This is a genomic window from Pseudomonas floridensis, assembly GCF_002087235.1.
Lineage (GTDB): Bacteria > Pseudomonadota > Gammaproteobacteria > Pseudomonadales > Pseudomonadaceae > Aquipseudomonas > Aquipseudomonas floridensis.
The window spans coordinates 1-17,705 of the sequence record NZ_MUIO01000148.1; the positions used below are offsets into that span (position 1 = coordinate 1).

Annotated in this window: 19 protein-coding genes; 10 read left to right on the plus strand and 9 right to left on the minus strand. The window is 60.8% G+C overall.

The window, feature by feature from the left end; translation table 11 throughout:
• Nucleotides 1-194 precede the first annotated feature (194 nt).
• The 3 genes from BZK31_RS26860 to BZK31_RS26870 all read right to left on the minus strand — a co-directional run bounded on the left by BZK31_RS26860 (nucleotide 195) and on the right by BZK31_RS26870 (nucleotide 2,274).
• Nucleotides 195-965, minus strand: coding sequence for a molybdopterin-dependent oxidoreductase (locus BZK31_RS26860; protein WP_083186250.1), 771 nt, complete (start codon nucleotides 963-965; stop codon nucleotides 195-197).
• Nucleotides 962-1,582 carry a cytochrome b/b6 domain-containing protein gene (locus BZK31_RS26865; RefSeq protein ID WP_083186251.1) on the minus strand — a complete coding sequence of 207 codons (621 nt, stop codon included), beginning with the start codon at nucleotides 1,580-1,582 and terminating at the stop codon, nucleotides 962-964. The genes BZK31_RS26860 and BZK31_RS26865 overlap by 4 nt, the downstream gene beginning before the upstream one ends.
• 86 nt (nucleotides 1,583-1,668) lie before the next feature.
• Nucleotides 1,669-2,274 (minus strand): hypothetical protein, encoded by a 606-nt coding sequence (locus BZK31_RS26870; protein ID WP_083186252.1) that lies wholly within the window; start codon nucleotides 2,272-2,274, stop codon nucleotides 1,669-1,671.
• 167 nt (nucleotides 2,275-2,441) lie between these two features.
• Here BZK31_RS26870 and BZK31_RS26875 point away from each other — a divergent pair, with 167 nt between their 5' ends.
• Nucleotides 2,442-3,137, plus strand: a complete 696-nt coding sequence (locus BZK31_RS26875) for a heavy metal response regulator transcription factor (RefSeq protein ID WP_004883845.1) — start codon at nucleotides 2,442-2,444, stop codon at nucleotides 3,135-3,137.
• Nucleotides 3,110-4,504 (plus strand): heavy metal sensor histidine kinase, encoded by a 1,395-nt coding sequence (locus BZK31_RS26880; RefSeq protein ID WP_083186253.1) that lies wholly within the window; start codon nucleotides 3,110-3,112, stop codon nucleotides 4,502-4,504. Before BZK31_RS26875 ends, BZK31_RS26880 begins: the two co-directional genes overlap by 28 nt.
• A 17-nt stretch (nucleotides 4,505-4,521) precedes the next feature.
• Here BZK31_RS26880 and BZK31_RS26885 read toward each other — a convergent pair whose 3' ends face one another.
• Nucleotides 4,522-5,190 (minus strand): polysaccharide lyase family 7 protein, encoded by a 669-nt coding sequence (locus BZK31_RS26885; protein ID WP_083186265.1) that lies wholly within the window; start codon nucleotides 5,188-5,190, stop codon nucleotides 4,522-4,524.
• A 554-nt stretch (nucleotides 5,191-5,744) separates the two neighbouring features.
• On the opposite strand from BZK31_RS26885, the gene BZK31_RS26890 reads away from it, so the two are divergent.
• The 8 genes from BZK31_RS26890 (at nucleotide 5,745) to BZK31_RS26925 (ending at nucleotide 13,486) form a co-directional block, all read left to right on the plus strand.
• On the plus strand, nucleotides 5,745-6,197 hold the full coding sequence (locus tag BZK31_RS26890; protein ID WP_083186254.1) for a MarR family winged helix-turn-helix transcriptional regulator: 453 nt from the start codon (nucleotides 5,745-5,747) through the stop codon (nucleotides 6,195-6,197).
• The gene (locus BZK31_RS26895; protein ID WP_167378120.1) at nucleotides 6,194-8,281 is read left to right on the plus strand and encodes an FUSC family protein; all 2,088 of its coding nucleotides are present in this window, start codon (nucleotides 6,194-6,196) and stop codon (nucleotides 8,279-8,281) included. The genes BZK31_RS26890 and BZK31_RS26895 overlap by 4 nt, the downstream gene beginning before the upstream one ends.
• Complete coding sequence (locus tag BZK31_RS26900; RefSeq protein ID WP_003378219.1) at nucleotides 8,278-8,487, plus strand: DUF1656 domain-containing protein; 210 nt, start codon at nucleotides 8,278-8,280, stop codon at nucleotides 8,485-8,487. The genes BZK31_RS26895 and BZK31_RS26900 overlap by 4 nt, the downstream gene beginning before the upstream one ends.
• The gene (locus tag BZK31_RS26905; protein WP_083186255.1) at nucleotides 8,484-9,368 is read left to right on the plus strand and encodes an efflux RND transporter periplasmic adaptor subunit; all 885 of its coding nucleotides are present in this window, start codon (nucleotides 8,484-8,486) and stop codon (nucleotides 9,366-9,368) included. The genes BZK31_RS26900 and BZK31_RS26905 overlap by 4 nt, the downstream gene beginning before the upstream one ends.
• Nucleotides 9,365-10,795 (plus strand): efflux transporter outer membrane subunit, encoded by a 1,431-nt coding sequence (locus tag BZK31_RS26910; RefSeq protein WP_083186256.1) that lies wholly within the window; start codon nucleotides 9,365-9,367, stop codon nucleotides 10,793-10,795. Before BZK31_RS26905 ends, BZK31_RS26910 begins: the two co-directional genes overlap by 4 nt.
• Before the next feature lie 279 nt (nucleotides 10,796-11,074).
• Nucleotides 11,075-11,443, plus strand: coding sequence for a hypothetical protein (locus BZK31_RS26915; RefSeq protein ID WP_083186257.1), 369 nt, complete (start codon nucleotides 11,075-11,077; stop codon nucleotides 11,441-11,443).
• Nucleotides 11,444-11,553: 110 nt separating this feature from the next.
• Nucleotides 11,554-12,387, plus strand: coding sequence for an ion transporter (locus tag BZK31_RS26920; RefSeq protein ID WP_083186258.1), 834 nt, complete (start codon nucleotides 11,554-11,556; stop codon nucleotides 12,385-12,387).
• A 100-nt stretch (nucleotides 12,388-12,487) separates the two neighbouring features.
• Nucleotides 12,488-13,486, plus strand: a complete 999-nt coding sequence (locus BZK31_RS26925; protein WP_083186259.1) for a sulfate ABC transporter substrate-binding protein — start codon at nucleotides 12,488-12,490, stop codon at nucleotides 13,484-13,486.
• A 60-nt stretch (nucleotides 13,487-13,546) separates the two neighbouring features.
• Here the strand turns inward: BZK31_RS26925 and BZK31_RS26930 are convergent, their stop codons facing one another.
• From BZK31_RS26930 to BZK31_RS26950, 5 genes are all read right to left on the minus strand, one after another.
• Nucleotides 13,547-13,960, minus strand: coding sequence for a hypothetical protein (locus BZK31_RS26930; protein WP_083186260.1), 414 nt, complete (start codon nucleotides 13,958-13,960; stop codon nucleotides 13,547-13,549).
• An 11-nt stretch (nucleotides 13,961-13,971) separates the two neighbouring features.
• Nucleotides 13,972-15,165, minus strand: a complete 1,194-nt coding sequence (ccmI, locus tag BZK31_RS26935; RefSeq protein WP_083186261.1) for a c-type cytochrome biogenesis protein CcmI — start codon at nucleotides 15,163-15,165, stop codon at nucleotides 13,972-13,974.
• A complete protein-coding gene (locus BZK31_RS26940) occupies nucleotides 15,162-15,638 on the minus strand; it encodes a cytochrome c-type biogenesis protein (RefSeq protein WP_083186262.1) in 477 nt (158 codons plus the stop codon). Before BZK31_RS26940 ends, ccmI begins: the two co-directional genes overlap by 4 nt.
• Nucleotides 15,635-16,171, minus strand: coding sequence for a DsbE family thiol:disulfide interchange protein (locus tag BZK31_RS26945; protein WP_083186263.1), 537 nt, complete (start codon nucleotides 16,169-16,171; stop codon nucleotides 15,635-15,637). Before BZK31_RS26945 ends, BZK31_RS26940 begins: the two co-directional genes overlap by 4 nt.
• Nucleotides 16,168-17,705, minus strand: a 1,538-nt coding sequence (locus tag BZK31_RS26950; RefSeq protein WP_083186264.1) for a heme lyase CcmF/NrfE family subunit, incomplete at its 5' end; no start/stop codon positions are given. The genes BZK31_RS26950 and BZK31_RS26945, both read right to left, overlap by 4 nt.

The window sequence follows — 17,705 nt, forward strand, 5'->3', positions numbered from 1 at the left end:
TCTTCGTGGACAAGTCCCCTCCCACAGAATGACCTGCACCCCAAAAGCTGGATACCCATCTGACTGCCTGGGGCCGGACCACAGACACCCGAGAACGCAGCGCTCGTGGGAGCGGACTTGTCCGCGAAAAAACTACCTGCGCCACCCATGCCGAACGACCGGAACAGCGTTCATGAGCATGCCACCCGCACGGCTCAGATCCCGCTGAACCAGTTGTAACCCTGATCTTCCCAGTACCCGCCCGGGTTTTCGTTGGTGACGAAGATCTCGACGATGTGCTTGGGATTCTTGAAGCCCAGTTTGGTCGGCACACGAACGCGCAGCGGGTAGCCAAAATCAGGCGGCAGGGCCACTTCGCCGAAGTCCAGCGCCAGCAGGGTCTGCGGGTGCAACGCGGTGGGCATGTCCAGGCTGGAGTAGTAACGGTCGGCGCATTTGAATCCGACGAAGCGCGCCGTGGTGTCCGCGCCGATGTACTCCAGAAACGTCTTGAGGGGCACGCCACCCCACTGCCCTATCGCGCTCCAGCCTTCGATGCAGATCAGACGCGTGATGTCCGTGCGTTGTGGCAGCTTGCGCAAGGCGTCGATCGTCCACGGCTGCTTGTCACGCACCAGCCCGGACACTGCCAGACGGTAATCGGCAAGTTCCAGTTCCGGTACGTTGTATTCCGGGTAGAACGCGTTGAACGGGAACGGATTGGTCAACTGCGCCTTGCTGTAAGTCGGGGCCAGTTTCTGGCCGTTGAACAGCCACGCCTGGACCCGGTCGTTCCAGCGCGACATGGCCCACAGCACCTTGTCGACCTGATCGCCGTCCTGCAGGTTGCAACCGGTCAGCATCGACATCGCACCCACGGTCAGACCGGCCCGCAGAAAGTTACGGCGCTGAATATCGATCAACTGGCTCTGCTGCGCAGGCTCCAGACGAATGCGCTGGGTGATGCGTTTACGTGGTTCGCTCATGGCTTGGCAGCTCCGTCTTCCTTCGGCTGGCGACCGCCGGTGATCATCGGTAACAGGGTTCGCGGCACCAGCAGCACCAGCGCGAGGTGCACGACGACAAAGGCGCCAATGGCCGCCATCGCACCAAAATGCACCCAGCGGGCAAAATCATAGCCGCCCAGCAGACTGGCCAGTTCCTGAAACTGGACCGGTTTCCACAATGCCAGGCCGGACAGCACGATAAGGACGCCCATGGCCAGCACCAGCCAGTACATCAAGCGCTGCACCGCGTTGTACTGCCCTTTGATGTGTGCCAGCCGAAAGCGCAGCGCATCCATCAGGTCACGCTTCACTTCAACGGGCCGCACCGGCAGAAGATCGCGTCTGAAGTGCCGACTGAACACGCCGTACAGCACATAAATCAGGCCATTGATGACCAGCAGCCACATCACCGCGAAATGCCAGGCGAGGGAGCCACCCAGCCAGCCGCCGAGGGTCAGGGATTTGGGAAAGGTGAACGGCATCAGGGGCGATGCGTTGTAAATGGCCCAGCCGCTCATGAACATGCAGACCATGCCCACGGCATTGACCCAGTGTGTGAGACGCACCGGCCAGGGATGGATCGGGCGGGTTTTCATATGGGTGTTCCTCGACATGAGGCGATGCAGAACGACAAGCCAGACAGGCGACCTCAGTCGCCTGCCGTTGCCATCGTCAGCAGTGATTACATCGGAGGCGTGAACCCGTCCTTGCCGACCGCGACGCCGCGCGCCGACTTGCCGTCATCGGCCGGGAACAGCACGACCTTGGCACCGGCCTTCAGCTCGCTGCGCTGGCCTGGCTCGACGTAGGCGATCGGCACGTCTTGCGGCACCACCAGTTGTTTCTCGCCGCCTTTGTACTGAACGGTCAGCGTGCGGCCGTTGGCCTTGGACAGGGTGCCGACCGTGCCATTGGTCATCGTGCCAGTGCTGCCGTCAGCGTTTTCCCAGCCGTAGTGACCTTCGCCGCTGCCCTTGAGGCTGGCTTCGAACACGGTGACTTCCAGCGCTTTGAGTGTGCCGTCGGCCTGGGGAATGGCGGCCGAACCGACGAAGCTGTCGGCCTTGATGGTTTCCAGATCGGCCTTGGACACCAGGCGGATACCAGTCTTGTCGGTCAATTGAATGCTCTGGTGCTGACCGGCACGGGTGGTGAAATTCAAGGTGTCGGCCTGGAGGCTGTCGACCGTGCCGCGCATCGGTTTGACCACCGGCATGTCGGCGGCCTGGGTCATGACAGCGGCGCTGAGCATCAGCAGGCCGAAGGTAGTGGACAGTGCAGTCTTCATCGGTAATTCCTTGGCAGAGGGGTCTGGACGCATCTTCACACCGCTACCGGCACCGCAGAATGACCGGGCAATGACATTTTTGTCATTCGCCGGACACCTTCCCGGCAACTGGTTAGACTCCGGCATCGGCGCGCTGAGTGCGCCTGCAGAGCGTAGCGGACATTAAGATGCATATCCTTCTGATCGAAGACGACACCAAGACCGGGGAGTACCTGAAGAAGGGCCTGGGCGAATCCGGATACAAGGTCGACTGGACCCAACACGGTGCCGACGGCCTGCATCTGGCGCTGGAAAACCGCTACGACCTGATCGTGCTGGACGTGATGCTGCCCGGCATCGACGGCTGGCAGATCATCGAAGTACTGCGTGCACGACAGGACGTGCCGGTGCTTTTTCTCACCGCCCGCGACCAGTTGCAGGACCGCATTCGCGGGCTCGAACTGGGTGCCGACGATTACCTGGTCAAGCCCTTCTCGTTCACCGAATTGCTGCTGCGCATCCGCACCATCCTGCGCCGTGGCGTGGTGCGAGAGGCCGATCACTTCCATCTGGCCGACCTTGAACTGGACCTGCTGCGCCGTCGGGTCACGCGCCAGCAGCAGGTCATCGTGCTGACCAACAAGGAGTTCGCCCTGCTGCACCTGTTCCTGCGCCGCGAAGGCGATGTGCTGTCGCGCACCCAGATCGCTTCGGAGGTCTGGGACATGAATTTCGACAGCGACACCAATGTAGTGGACGTCGCGATCAAGCGCCTGCGCAGCAAGATCGACCTGCCCTACCCGGTCAAGCTCATCCACACCGTGCGCGGCATTGGATATGTGTGTGAGGTGCGGCCATGCAGCGCAGACGCCAACCTTCCCTGACCCTGCGCTCGACCCTTGCGTTCGCGCTGGTGGCGATGCTCACCGTCGGCGGCGCCGGGCTTTATCTCTATCAGTCCATCGAGCAGACCGTGCTGCAACGCTCGGATCATGCGGTGCTGGCGCGTCTGGATCACTTTCGCAAGCTGCTGCGCTACGACCTGACCATGGACAACCTCAAGGGCAGCCCGCAGTTGTTCGAGAACATGCTCGACAGCGAAGAAGACATCTTCATCATCGGTGAGCCGGGCAAGCCGCCGGTGATCTCGGTCAACCCGCAGCGCGCGCCCTTGCCAGAGTTGCCCACCGTCGCTCAGGACCAGCCGGTGCGGGTCGAGGACCTGCGCAGCGGCACCAGCCTGCAAGGCGTGCCACTGCGGGCCGCCGCAGTTCAGGTGATGTCCAACGGTGTAGAGGTCCGGTTGCAGGCCGCCCACCTCATGGTCAAGGAAATGGCCATGCTCGCCACCTTCCGACAGCGTATTTACGCGGCCGTGGTCTTGGCGTTTCTGGTCACCGCGATGCTGGGGTATGTGCTGTTGCGTCGGGGTTTGCGCCCATTGCGGCGGATGGCCGCGCATGCAGCCGCCATCACACCCGCCAGTCTGCACAACCGCATGGACAGCCATGACACACCGATTGAACTGCAACAATTGAGCGACGCTTTCAACGCCATGCTCGACCGCCTGGACGACGGTTACCGTCGCCTGACCCAGTTTTCCGCCGACCTGGCGCACGAAATCCGCACGCCGGTAGGTTCGTTGATGGGGCACTGCCAGGTCGCCCTGCGCCAGAACCGCAGCGCCGATGAGTATCAGGCGTTGCTGGCCTCCAACCTCGAAGAACTTGAACGGATTTCGCGACTGGTGGAGAGCATCCTGTTCCTCGCTCGCGCCGACGAAGCCCACGCTGCACTGGAACGCAAAAGCCTGGACCTGCACGATGAAGTGCATAAAGTCGCGGCCTATTTTGAAGGGCTGGCCGAAGAACGCAACATGACCTTGACGCCCTCCGGTCAGGGCACGCTGCAAGCCGATCCGATCCTGCTGCGCCGCGCCTTGAGCAATCTGGTGGCCAACGCAATCCGTTACGCGGACGAAAACAGTGAAGTCCTGATTCGTGTGATTCAGCTCGATGGGCACTGGAAAGTCGACGTGGAGAATCAAGGGCCGGTGCTGCCACACGCCACCCTGACTCGTCTGTTCGACCGTTTCTATCGCGGCGATGCATCGCGCCACCAGCGCTCGGACTCCAATGGTCTGGGTCTGGCCATCGTTGCAGCGATCATGCACCTGCACGGCGGTCGGGTCGAAGTCGCGCAACCCGCCGCAGGGCGTATCTGCTTCAGCCTGGTCTTCCCTTCACATTGAAGGCAGCCAGGCGCTCATCAGGACTTCTTCTCGTGGACAATGGCCAGTTTGTAGAACGTGGCCGAACCGCCTTCGGTGGTGTAACCGGTATTGTCCTGGGTGTAGACCCCGGCCTTGAAGTAAAACAGTTTGGTGGCCCAGGCCGAATCGAGCTTGGCGTACCAGACCGCATTGAACGCATTGACTGTCAGGTCGCCGGACGGTGACAGGTTGATCGCGTAATTGAAGCGCTCGTTGAGCGGTACACCCTGGGCAATGGTGATGACTTCGATTTCCGCGTCCGGGGTGCGGCGAAACTTGGCGACGATGTTGCCGGTCTGCAATTTCTCCTTGTACTGATATTCCACTTTCAGCAGCGGCTCGGTGCTCTGATAGCAGTGAATCTGGCCGATCACGATCTTGCCGCTCGATGGCACCTGGTCGACTTCCAGCGTGGCGCGCAGAAAGTTGTCGGCACTGGAGTAGTTCCAGTTGTAGGCACGGCCGTCGGATGTCGTCTCGCGCAACTCGGAACGTGGGTACTTGGCGTTCTCTGTCGTGGAACCGGTCACCGGTGCCCAGAAAAACAGTGTATCCCCCGAACGAAAGTAACCGTCCTGGTAACCCTTCATCAGTTTCGGGGTTTCGATGATGGTCGCAGGAGTCCCGACAGGGACGGACAGGTTCCAGGTGGCAAGATCGATCATGGCGTAGCTCGCAAGGTGCGCATTGCGCATCAGCAGAAGGGCTCTGGAACGGGCACCTTGGCCCGTTGGGTTCATCCAGACTATCGGCTGAATCGTTTATTTTTTAAACACGCTCGACAAGACATTGGCGCCAACAAACCGACGAAAAACCATTAAAGCCACTATTTTGATGTCAATTTTCGAACCGGAGCCAGTGGCCGCCTCTGACCTGAGGGCGTCGATTCATGCGGACCTTGTCATTTTGGCATTGCGTCAGTTTTTTGGAGTGATCACTTGAAAAACGCGCTCATGCCGCGCTTGTTACCGACGAACGGTAGCGATTATTTCTGTTAAAAAGGAACTTTTCATCCAGAACACAGACTACGCAGCTTCCTTTTCGCAGTATTTCGATCGACATGCCAAATCCTGTAAGCCAGCCGGATCGCCGATCCGTTGAGCGATTTTCGGTTGACTGACATAACTTGTTACGGGATATTAGTTAGCAAGCTATTAATATCCTCACTAACAATATCGCTCCTAACTAAATCGCTTCCGAGCCATTTCCGGTACTTTTCATGTCTGTCGATTCACTCCATCGAGCGATCAGCAGCGGTCTGGTGGCAGCTTCTCGCCACTGGCGACGCAACTGCCAGACCACGCTGATGACCTACGGCATTTCCGAAGCCTGCGCCGGGCCGTTGCTGGCCATCGCACGGCTGGGAGACGGCGTGCATCAGGTCAAGGTCGCGCATGCCGCCGGCATGGAAAGCCCTACGCTGGTGCGCCTGCTGGACCAGTTATGCAAGGCCGGGATCGTTTGCCGCACCGAAGACCCGAATGATCGTCGGGCCAAGGCCTTGAGCCTGACCGACAAGGGCCGCGAACTGGCCGGTTCGATCGAAATCGAGCTGACGCGTCTGCGCGCCGACGTATTGAAGAACGTCGAGCCGGCCGATCTGGACGCTGCACTGCGTGTGTTCCAGGCCTTTTCAAACGCTGCGCGCAACGATCACGGGGCACAATCGTGAGGGGTTTCTTTTCCAGCGTGCCGCCTGCCCGCGACTGGTTCTACGGCGTTCGCACGTTTGGCGCGTCGATGCTGGCGCTGTACATCGCACTGCTGATGGAGATGCCGCGCCCGTACTGGGCGATGGCCACCGTGTACATCGTCTCGAGCCCCTTCGTCGGACCGACCAGCTCCAAAGCCCTGTACCGGGCGGCAGGCACGCTGGCCGGCGCAGCGGCATCGGTGCTGCTGGTGCCGATGTTCGTGCAGACGCCGTTTCTGCTGGCGGTGGTGGTCGGGCTGTGGACCGGCACACTGCTGTTTCTGTCCCTGCACCTGCGCACGGCCAATAGTTATGCATTGATGCTGGCGGGCTACACCCTGCCGTTGATCTCGCTGCCGGTGGTCGACAATCCGCAAGCCGTCTTCGAGGTCGCCGTATCGCGAACCGAAGAAATTTTTCTGGGCATCATCTGCGCTGCCGTCGTGGGCGCCATGTTCTGGCCCAGACGCCTGGCACCGGTGTTTCAAGCCACCACGGACAAGTGGTTCGGCGATGCGGCGAGTTACAGCGAACATTTTCTCAGTCGCACCTGCCAACCCGATGAAATCGGCGCGTTGCGCAATGCCATGGTCGCCAGCTTCAATTCGCTGGAAATGATGATCGGCCAATTGCGCCACGAAGGTGCGCGTAAACAGACCGTGCGCAATGCGCACGAATTGCGCGGCCGAATGATCCACTTGTTGCCGGTCATCGACGCGCTCGACGACGCATTGTGGGCACTGGAAAGGCGTACGCCGGAACTGCTTGCCAGCCTGTCGCCCCTGCTGCATGAAACCCGTGACTGGCTGGCAAACACCGCCGACGGGCCACAACACGGACAGTGGCAGCAGTTGCATCGGGCGCTGGATCACTTGCAACCGGACTCGGCACAGCTGGACGACCGCGACCAACTGTTGCTGTCCAACGTGCTGTTTCGACTGGGTGAATGGATCGACCTGTGGCAGGACTGCCGCACGTTGCAGTTCGCCATCAAGACCGACGATCAGTCGCAATGGCGTGCGGTCTATCGCCACTGGCGCCTGGGTCGGCTGACGCCGTTTCTCGACCGTGGCCTGATGCTCTATTCGGTGTCGTCCACCGTGCTGGCAATCATCGTGGCTTCGGTGCTGTGGATCCTGCTGGGCTGGAAAGACGGGGCCAGTGCCGTGGCGCTGGCAGCGGTCTCATGCAGTTTCTTCGCAGCGATGGACGATCCGGCACCGCAGATCTACCGGTTCTTCTTCTGGACTATGCTGTCGGTGGTGTTCGCCAGCCTCTATCTGTTCGTGGTGCTGCCCAACCTGCATGACTTTCCGATGCTGGTGCTGGCGTTTTCGGTGCCGTTCATCTGCGTCGGCACGCTGACTGTCCAGCCGAGGTTCTTTCTCGGCACTCTGCTGACCATCGTCAACACCTCGTCCTTCATCAGCATCCAGAGTGCCTATGACGCGGACTTCCTGAACTTCCTCAACTCCAATCTGGCCGGGCCAGCGGGTCTGCTGTTCGCTTTCATATGGACGCTGGTGTTCCGTCCGTTCGGTGTCGAGCTGGCGGTCAAGCGCTTGACCCGCTTCAGCTGGCGCGACATCGCCAGCCTCAGCGAAGATTCGACCCTGGCCGAACACCGACGCATGGGCGTGCAGATGCTCGACCGGCTGATGCAGCAACTGCCGCGCCTGACCCTGACCGCCCAGGACACTGGCATCGCACTGCGCGAACTGCGTGTCGCGCTGAACATGCTCGACCTGCTTGCCTATACCCGTCGTGCGACACCTCAGGCGCAAGCGTTGCTGCGTCAGGTGATCGATGAAGTCAGCGGCTATTTCCGCCACTGCACCAAGGTCGGCGAGCGTCTGCCCGCGCCCCGAGGCTTGTTGATGCTCATGGACCGTGCCCGCCGCTCGCTGACCGATCAGCAAATGGGCGGCGATCCGGCCCGTGTGCACTTGCTGCACGCCTTGAGCGGGCTGCGCCTGGCGCTGTTGCCCGGCGTGGAAATCGTCACCGTGGCCGGAGAACTGACCGAACAATTGCCACATAACATCGATGGGGCGCCCCTATGATCGGCGATCTGGACATCAGCGGGATCTTCATCCCCACCTTTCTGGCCATGATGGGCATCGCTTATCTGCTGTTTCTCGGCGTGCACGCGGTGCTGTCGCGCGCCCACTTCTACCGTCTGGTCTGGCACCGGGCTTTATTCAACGTAGGTCTATACGCTTTGTTGCTCGGCGCCGTGGATACTCTCAGTCGATACCTGATGACATGAAAAAACCGATACTGACTCTGGGCCGCGTGGTCCTGACCCTCTTGGTGGTCGCTCTGGCAACCGTCGTCGTCTGGCGCATGGTGATGTATTACATGTACGCGCCCTGGACCCGTGACGGGCATATTCGCGCCGATATCGTACAGATCGCGCCGGACGTCTCGGGGCTGATCCAGAAAGTCGAGGTCACCGACAATCAGCCGGTGCACAAAGGCCAGGTGCTGTTCACCATCGATCAGGACCGCTTCCGCCTGGCGTTGCGCCAGGCCCAGGCCACCGTCGCCGAACGCCAGGAAACCTGGGAGCAGGCACGCCGCGAGAACAAGCGCAACCGTGGCCTCGGCAATCTGGTGGCGCGTGAACAGCTGGAAGAAAGCCAGTCCCGCGAAGCCCGCGCCCTGTCGGCATTGGGCGAGGCACGCGTGGCAGTGGATGCGGCGCAACTGAACCTGGACCGCTCGGTGATCAAAAGCCCGGTGGATGGCTATCTGAACGACCGGGCGCCTCGCGAGCACGAGTTCGTCACCGCCGGACGCCCGGTGCTGTCGGTGGTCGATGCCGCGTCATTCCACATCGACGGCTATTTCGAAGAGACCAAACTCGACGGCATTCATGTCGGCCAGGGCGTGGACATCCGCGTCATCGGCGACAATGCACGCCTGACCGGCCATGTGGTCAGCATCGTCGCCGGTATCGAAGACCGTGACCGCACCAGCGGCTCCAACCTGTTACCCAACGTCAACCCGGCCTTCAGTTGGGTGCGTCTGGCCCAGCGCATTCCGGTGCGCATTGCCTTCGACGACGTGCCCAGGGATTTCCGCATGATCGCCGGGCGCACGGCGACGGTTTCGATCATTGAAGACATGCAGGAGGCTGCACGATGAAACGGGCTGCTCGCCTGACGGTGCTGGGTTTCGGCGCTCTGCTTTCGGCTTGCCAGATGGTCGGACCGGACTACGTGCCGCCCAGGGACGGCGCAGTCAATCGTCCGGATTTTCAGGGCGAGCTGGCTGGCCGGTCAGTCAATACGGTGTCAGCGCCGGTGCCTGCGCACTGGTGGCGGCTCTATCAGGATCCGCGCCTCGATGAACTGGTGCGCCAGGCCATGGCGTCCAACACTGACCTGCGGATTGCCGCCGCCAACCTGCAGCGTTCGCGCTATCAGGGGGCCGAAGCCGAGGCGGCGGGAGGTTTCACCAACAGCGCGAAGATGGGCGCACAGCGCTTGCAGGAATCGGGCGAGGCGTTTTTGCTGCCTGACAAGGTGCCGGTGACCAACGTCGGCGACGTCGGCCTGACCACGTCTTATCAGTTCGATCTGTTCGGTACGCTGCAGCGCGGCATCGAAGCTGCCCAGGCCAATGTCGATGCCAGCCAGGCGGCGGCCGACACAGCGCGCATCACCGTGGTGGCCGACGTGGTGCGCGCCTATACACAGGTGTGCGCTGCCAACGAAGAACATGACATCGCCCGCGAGTCTCTGGATCTGCAACAGCAGAGCGTGAAGCTGAATCAGCGCCTGCGAGATGCCGGGCGTGGTGACGAAACCCAGGTCACCCGCTCGCAGACCCAGTTCAAATCGTTGCGCGCCGAACTGCCACGCTACGAAGCGCAGCGCCAGGCGGCCCTGTTCCGGCTGTCGATGCTGCTGGCGCGCCCGGTCGAGCAATTGCCCGCCGGCGTCAGCACCTGCAACGAACTGCCGCATATCGCGCAGGTGATGCCGGTCGGTGACGGCGCGGCGCTGCTCAAGCGGCGTCCGGACATTCGCCAGGCGGAGCGGCACCTGGCGATGTCCACCGCCCAGATCGGCGTCGCGACCGGCGAGTTGTACCCGGACATCAGCATCGGCGCGACCATCGGCACCATTGGCGCCATCGAGAACCTGGGCAAACCGGCCGCCAACCGCTGGGGCTTCGGGCCGCTGCTGAACTGGACCATTCCGTCCAACGGCTCCCGCGCCCGCATCCACCAGGCCGAAGCCTCGGCACAGGCGTCACTGGCCCGTTTCGACGGTGTGGTGCTCAACGCCATCCGCGAAACCCAGACGGGCCTGGCCCAATACACCGCCCTGCTCGACCGCCGCGACGCCCTGAAAGATGCTGAACAGTCGGCAAAAGAGGCTGCGGACCAGACCCACCGCTTCTACCAGGCCGGCCGGGCCTCATTCCTCGCCGACCTGCAGGCCACCCGCACCTACACCGACGTCCGCGCTCAACTGGCCGAAGCCAACACGCAGGTTGCCATGGGCCAGATCAACCTGTTCCTGGCGCTGGGTGGCGGATGGGAGAAGGATGAAGTAGTCAAATAATGACAGAGATATCATTTTCAACAGACTAAGTGCAGATCGGGTGGCAACCTTTACACTATATCGGGTAACCTCAATTTTTTGATTGATATCTACTCAGAACGAGAGAGGACCCGTTACGTTTTATGTCAAGTTAGAAAAAGCGATTGGCTGAGGTATAACCAGAAAAGACCAATCCAATGCTATCACGATGTCAAACGTCACCGTTGTGATCAAATTTGTCGAATACAATCGCATGCCTTACTATATCGTAAGCGCATTCCCATCCCTGTAGGAGTAGATATGAGCTATGGTTTTTTAAGCGGCTTTATCTATGATGTAGCAGACAGCGTAGGTGAGTTTTTGAGTGATGAGCAAAAACGCGAGCTCCCCCCACCAAGTCTTGAAGAGATCGTCAAAACCTACATTGACAAAAGAAACTTATTAAGCGCTTTCTGCCTTAGACTTCAAATTAAAAAATACATAAAAGAATATACATCCCCACATGGCCTAGAGTACGTGGACCCTCCATTCAATCAGGAAACTTCTTTTCCAGAGGATTATTTTGAAGGTGATTTATATGTATTCCTTACCAATACCCTGACTTTTCTTAACAGAGAAATAAAAGCAAGGCGGCTGGCATTTTTTCGAAAACTCATGTATCGAAATTAACGGCTTACACTTACTCTCACGGTCGACACTTTCTTGATTGGCTGACTTACAGCTTGCACTACCCCACCCATTGCTCCTAGGCTCAGCCGATCTTTGATTCGGAATGCGCCATGGACACCTCTCTCAGCCGCCGCGAGCGGCTGCATATCGTTATTTTCGAGGCGGACACGCCTGCCGGGCGGCGCTTCGACAAGGTCTTGCTGGTCCTCATCCTGCTCAGTTTGCTGGTCACGATCATCGACAGCATCGAAAGCATTCATCGCGATTATTCGCAGGTGTTCGCCTGGGTCGAATGGGGTTTCACGCTGATTTTTGCCATCGAATACGTGCTGCGCCTGTACTGCTCGCCGAGGCCGTTGAAGTACGCGTTCAGCTTTTACGGGCTGGTGGACCTGCTGGCCATCGTGCCGGGTGTGCTGGCGATCTATTACAGCGACGCGCAATACCTGCTGATCGTGCGGATCATCCGCATGCTGCGGATTTTCCGGGTGCTCAAGCTCGGCACCTATCTGCGCCAGGCCAACTATCTGCTGTCGGCACTGCGCGGCAGCAAGCAGAAAATCATTGTGTTTCTGGTGGCGGTGTCGACCCTGGTCACCGTATTCGGCACCCTGATGTATGTGATCGAAGGCCCGGAACACGGCTTCACCAGCATTCCAAAAGGCATCTATTGGGCTATCGTGACCCTGACGACAGTGGGCTTCGGTGACATCGTGCCCAAAACGCCGGTTGGGCAGATGCTTTCGTCGCTGGTGATGATCACCGGTTACTCGATCATCGCGGTGCCCACCGGTATATTCACCGCCGAGCTGGCCAATGCCCTGCGCGGCGAACAGCTGAAACATGACTGTCCGGTGTGTGCGAAGAAATTTCACGAGCACGGCGCTGCGTTCTGTTCGCGGTGCGGCAATCCGCTTTTTCCAAGGGAAGCCAACCAGGCATAAGCACAGACGATTTCGGTATTTAGGGACACGGATGCGCGGCTGATAGTGTCGCGGCATTAAGCCATCAGACAATAATGTTTTACCTTTCAAGGACTCCGCAGTGAACAGACTTTTCGCCGCTTCGCTACTGGCCGCAGGCCTGGCCCTTTCCAGCGCCGCCCAGGCTGGCCCGACCTTGCTCAACGTTTCCTACGACGTGATGCGCGACTTCTACAAGGACTACAACAGCGCGTTCCAGAAGCACTGGAAAGCGGAGAAAAATGAAGACGTGACGGTGCAGATGTCCTTCGGCGGGTCGAGCAAGCAGGCGCGTTCGGTCATTGACGGGCTGCCGGCCGACGTGATCACCATGAACATGGCCACCGACATCAATGCCCTGGCCGACAACGGTGAGCTGGTGCCGAAAGACTGGGTCAGTCGCCTGCCGAACAACAGCGCGCCGTTCACCTCGGCGACGGTGTTCATTGTGCGCAAGGGCAACCCGAAGGCGTTGAAAGACTGGCCTGACCTGATCAAGGACGGCGTGGAGGTCATCGTGCCTAACCCGAAGACCTCGGGCAACGGCCGTTACACCTACCTCTCAGCCTGGGGCTACACCCTGAAAAACGGTGGCGACGAAGCAGCAGCGAAGAAGTTTGTCGGTGAGCTGTTTCGTCATGTGCCGGTGCTCGACACCGGTGGCCGTGGCGCGACCACCACCTTCATGACCAACCAGATCGGTGACGTGCTGGTGACATTCGAGAACGAGGCCGAGATGATCGCCCGCGAATTCGGTCGCGATCAGTTCGAAGTCGTCTACCCGTCCGTGTCGGCAGAAGCCGAACCGCCGGTAAGCGTGGTGGACAAGGTTGTGGACAAAAAGAACTCGCGTGCGCTGGCTGAGGGCTACCTGAAATACCTGTGGTCACCGGAAGGTCAGGAAATCGCCGCCAACAACTACCTGCGCCCGCGTGATCCGGCGATTCTGGCCAAGTACAAGGACCGCTTCCCGAAAGTGGACTTCCTGTCGGTGGAGAAAACCTTCGGCGACTGGCGCACCGTACAGAAGACCCACTTCATCGACGGTGGCGTGTTCGATCAGATTTATCCGGGTAAATAAACCGGGCTGCGCACAGCAAAACGGCGACCCTCGGGTCGCCGTTTTCAGTTCAACCTGTCGTCAATTGCCAAACTGACGCCCCAGCCCGGCCGGCACGCCGCTGGCGTCGGTCGGCTGCCAGGGGCCATTCGGATTGGTCGCCCAGCTCCAGCCGTTGTTCCACTGATAGTAAGTGCGCTGGCGATAGAAGGTGTTGCTCTGATCGTCCATCACGTAAACGCCCATGCGCGCATCCCAATGGCTGTTGCCGCCCGGCGGTGGCGCGAAGCTGGCCGAGGTTTTCGGACCGCTCGAAGGTGCCTTGGCTGGCGTTTTCGAAGGCGTTGGCGTGGTGCTCGGGCGCGGCGCGCCAGGTTGCTGGCCGCCAGGCAGCGACTGGATCGGTTCCTGACTGGTCGGCGCCGGTGGCTGAACCGCACAGGCGCTCAAGCCCAGGGCCAGACCCAACAAGGTGACACGTGCAGTGCGGTACATAAGCAAGCTCTCTATTTATCTGGACTGTCGATGGTCAATGCCTGCGGCGTCTCGCTGTCGCTGCCCAGCGGCTGACTGCGGCCGATCCACTCACCGGTGGTGGGCTGCCCTGCGCGAGACACGCGAGCTACCAGTTGGACTTGCGGGAAGTTCGACAGTTTCAGCTGCGGCATCATTGCATCGGCATCGCTCAATTCGACCTCGGCCGGCAACTCGGCGACGGTGATGCGCTTGACCGCCAGCGGCGCAGGCGGCCCGTCGATGGCGCGGGCGAAGATAAACACGCTGTCCCGTGGCTGGACCTTGTCTTTCAGCGCGGGCGCCAGGTCGACCCGCACTCTGATCGACGCCGATCGGTTCTCGCCCCGCACAGGCCCGGCCCCTGCAGTCAGGTTTTCCCTGGCCCGGGCAATACCGCCTTCCAGCGCCGAGCGCGACGGGTCCTCGGCTGGCAAGGCATTCAGCAGTCGGGTCCAGTAATCGACTGCCGCCTGGTAACGCTCGGTTTCGAACGCGGCAATGCCCAGCAGCCCCAGACTGGTGACTTCTTTGGGATCAGCCTTCAGCGCCTCATCGGTCAGCGCCTGCACTTGCGGTGTGAAGTGCTTGTCGCTGGCGAAATACAAGGCTTGTGCCCACTGCCCCATTAGCTCGGGCGGACGCCCGGCCAGTTGGGCGGCGCGCTCGAACATTTGTGCCGCATCGCCTGGACGGCTCTGCGCCATGTAGCTGCGCGCCAGGAAGTACAGGCTTTCCGAGGAGTCCGGTTGCGCCTGAACGGTGCGTTCCAGACGCTGGGTCATGTCGGCCAGCGACGTGGGCGGCTGTGCGAACTCGCGGCTCAGTTCGACCTTGTCGCTGGCCCCGAGCTTAAGATAAGCGCCCATGCCCAGTACCGGCACCAGTATCGCCGCCAGCAGAGGCCAACCTTTGCCAAGCCGGGATGAGCGGGCGTGCCCGGCGTCCTCGGTATCGGCCAGCAACTCCCGCGCTGCGTCATCACGCGCACTCTGCGCCAGGGTTGCAGGCATAACGCCCTCTTGCTCCTGAGCGTGCAACTCAGCCAGTCGCTCCTGATACAGCGCGACGTTCAGCGCCGTGCGGTCTTCTTCGCGCTGCATACGCTGCCCACGCAACAGCGGGATCAACAGAAAGCCCAGCGCCGCCAGCAGCAACAGTCCGGTTGCCATCCAGAAATCGATCATTTTCGGTTTTCATCCAGAAGATGGGCGAGGCGTAGCCGCTCCTCGTCGGACAGCCCGTTGGCCTGCGCCGCAGGCAGGTTGCGCCGACGCCTGACGATCATGGCCATCAGCACCAGGCCGCCGACCAAAAGACCGGCCGGACCAAACCACAGCAGCCAGGTTTTGCCGGTGAGGGCCGGTTTGTAGCGAACGAAATCACCGTAACGGTCCACCATGAAATCAATGATCTGCCGGTTGCTCTGGCCTTCGCCCAGCATGCGGTGGATTTCCTTGCGCAGGTCTGCCGCAATCGGCGCGTTGGAATCGGCGATGTCCTGATTCTGGCATTTGGGGCAGCGTAACTCGCGGGTCAGTTCGCTGTAGCGCGCACGCTCGGCCTCGTCGAGAAAGGTGTAGGCCTCGATGGCAGCGCAGGCCATGCCGCTGGTGAACAAGCTCAGCAGTATCAACAGAACGCTCAGCGAACGCTTCATGGCCTGGCCTCGTCCACCAGCGCCTGATAGCGCCCGGCCAGCTGCTCGCGCCATACCACGTCATCGATCACACCGACATGCTTGTATCGGATGATGCCCCGAGCATCGATCAGAAACGTTTCCGGTGCGCCGTACACCCCGAGATTCAGGCCTAGCGAACCTTCCTCGTCACGGATATTGAGCCGATAGGGATCGTGAAAGTCCTTGAGCCACTTGAGCGCATCGGCATTGCTGTCCTTGTAGTTGACGCCATAAATCACCACGCCTTGCTGCGCCAGCCGATTGAGCACCGGATGCTCGACGCGACAGGCGATGCACCAGGTCGCCCAGACATTGACCAGCGCGGGCTTGCCCGGCAGATCGGCACGGGTCAGCACCCGCTCGCTCTGCACTTCACGCAACTCGAACGCCGGGAAGGGCTTGCCGATCAGTGCAGACGGAAGCTCGGCCGGGTCCAGATACAGCCCGCGAAACAGCACGGCAGCCACGCCAAGAAAGGCCAGCAGCGGCAGTGCCAGTATCCAGCGCTTCATACGGTTGCCTCCGACAGGCCCAGCGCATCGCGCACCCGCTCTCTGACCTTGACCCGATAACGCCGGTCAGTGGCCGCAAGCACTCCGCCCAGTCCGGTCAACAGACCGCCGAGCCAGATCCAGCGCACGAAAGGTTTCACATGCACGCGCACCGCCCATGCGCCCTCGCCCAGCGGTTCACCCAGCGCTACATACAGATCACGGCTGAAACCGGCATCGATACCTGCTTCGGTCATCATCGACTGCTGCACGGTATACAGGCGTTTTTCGGGATGTAGCTCCGTCATCTGGATGCCATCACGCAGAACCCGGACCGTGCCGCGGTCCGAGGTAAAATTCGGCCCTTCGTAGTGCTTCGCGCCCTCGAACACAAATACATAGCCTCCCAGTTCGACAGATTGACCGGGTGCCAGACGCAAATCGCGCTCGGCGCTGTTCTGGCTCGACAGCACCACGCCCAGCGCGCACACGGCAATCCCGAGGTGCGCCAGTTGCATGCCCCAGTAACTGCGATGCAGGCTGCGCGCGCCTTTGATCAGACCTTTGTGGCGAGTCTTGTCGAGCAGGTCGCGCACGCCGGCCAGCAACACCCAGGCTGCGAGCATGAAGGTAGCCAGCACTGCCCAGTGAAAGTCGCCCAGCGCCAGACCGGCAATCACAGCCAGCACCGCGCTGCCGACCAGCACCGGCGCGAGCATGCCCAGCAGCCATTTGAGTGGTGTGTCTTTCCAGCGCACCAGCACGCCGATCGCCATGACCACCATGAGCAAGCCCATCAGCGGCACAAACAGCGCATTGAAGTACGGCGGGCCGACGGACATCTTCGCGCCGCTCAAGGCATCGATCACCAATGGGTACAGTGTGCCGAGCAGAATCATCGAGGCCGCGACCACCAGCACCAGATTGTTGCCCAACAGCAGCGTTTCCCGCGACCACAGGCCGAAGCCGACATGGCTCCTGACCACTGGCGCACGAATCGCGAACAGTGTCAGCGAACCGCCGACCACCATCAGCAGGAAGATCAGGATGAACACGCCACGGGCCGGATCGGACGCGAACGCATGCACTGACGTCAGTACCCCGGAGCGCACCAGAAACGTGCCCAGCAGACTGAGCGAAAACGCCGCGATGGCCAGCAATACGGTCCAGCTCTTGAACACGCCGCGCTTTTCGGTGACCGCCAGCGAGTGAATCAACGCGGTGCCGACCAGCCAAGGCATGAACGAGGCGTTTTCCACCGGATCCCAGAACCACCAGCCGCCCCAGCCCAGTTCGTAATACGCCCACCACGACCCCAGAGTGATGCCGACACCCAGAAACGCCCAGGCCACCAGCGTCCACGGCCGCGACCAGCGTGCCCAGGCGGCGTCCAGTCGCCCGCCCAGCAACGCGGCGATGGCGAACGCGAATGCCACGGAAAAACCGACGTAGCCCATGTACAGCATCGGCGGGTGCACGATCAGGCCGATGTCCTGCAACAAAGGATTGAGATCGCGTCCGTTGGCGGGCACTTGCGGCAGGATCCGCGCGAATG

What these genes read in the sequence shown, in the direction of transcription:
- BZK31_RS26860 (WP_083186250.1), bottom strand. Translation starts at nt 965, where the DNA reads ATGAGCGAACCACGTAAACGCATCACCCAGCGCATTCGTCTGGAGCCT.
- BZK31_RS26865 (WP_083186251.1), bottom strand. Translation starts at nt 1,582, where the DNA reads ATGAAAACCCGCCCGATCCATCCCTGGCCGGTGCGTCTCACACACTGG.
- BZK31_RS26870 (WP_083186252.1), bottom strand. Translation starts at nt 2,274, where the DNA reads ATGAAGACTGCACTGTCCACTACCTTCGGCCTGCTGATGCTCAGCGCC.
- BZK31_RS26875 (WP_004883845.1), top strand. Translation starts at nt 2,442, where the DNA reads ATGCATATCCTTCTGATCGAAGACGACACCAAGACCGGGGAGTACCTG.
- BZK31_RS26880 (WP_083186253.1), top strand. Translation starts at nt 3,110, where the DNA reads ATGCAGCGCAGACGCCAACCTTCCCTGACCCTGCGCTCGACCCTTGCG.
- BZK31_RS26885 (WP_083186265.1), bottom strand. Translation starts at nt 5,190, where the DNA reads ATGATCGATCTTGCCACCTGGAACCTGTCCGTCCCTGTCGGGACTCCT.
- BZK31_RS26890 (WP_083186254.1), top strand. Translation starts at nt 5,745, where the DNA reads ATGTCTGTCGATTCACTCCATCGAGCGATCAGCAGCGGTCTGGTGGCA.
- BZK31_RS26900 (WP_003378219.1), top strand. Translation starts at nt 8,278, where the DNA reads ATGATCGGCGATCTGGACATCAGCGGGATCTTCATCCCCACCTTTCTG.
- BZK31_RS26905 (WP_083186255.1), top strand. Translation starts at nt 8,484, where the DNA reads ATGAAAAAACCGATACTGACTCTGGGCCGCGTGGTCCTGACCCTCTTG.
- BZK31_RS26910 (WP_083186256.1), top strand. Translation starts at nt 9,365, where the DNA reads ATGAAACGGGCTGCTCGCCTGACGGTGCTGGGTTTCGGCGCTCTGCTT.
- BZK31_RS26915 (WP_083186257.1), top strand. Translation starts at nt 11,075, where the DNA reads ATGAGCTATGGTTTTTTAAGCGGCTTTATCTATGATGTAGCAGACAGC.
- BZK31_RS26920 (WP_083186258.1), top strand. Translation starts at nt 11,554, where the DNA reads ATGGACACCTCTCTCAGCCGCCGCGAGCGGCTGCATATCGTTATTTTC.
- BZK31_RS26930 (WP_083186260.1), bottom strand. Translation starts at nt 13,960, where the DNA reads ATGTACCGCACTGCACGTGTCACCTTGTTGGGTCTGGCCCTGGGCTTG.
- ccmI (WP_083186261.1), bottom strand. Translation starts at nt 15,165, where the DNA reads ATGATCGATTTCTGGATGGCAACCGGACTGTTGCTGCTGGCGGCGCTG.
- BZK31_RS26940 (WP_083186262.1), bottom strand. Translation starts at nt 15,638, where the DNA reads ATGAAGCGTTCGCTGAGCGTTCTGTTGATACTGCTGAGCTTGTTCACC.
- BZK31_RS26945 (WP_083186263.1), bottom strand. Translation starts at nt 16,171, where the DNA reads ATGAAGCGCTGGATACTGGCACTGCCGCTGCTGGCCTTTCTTGGCGTG.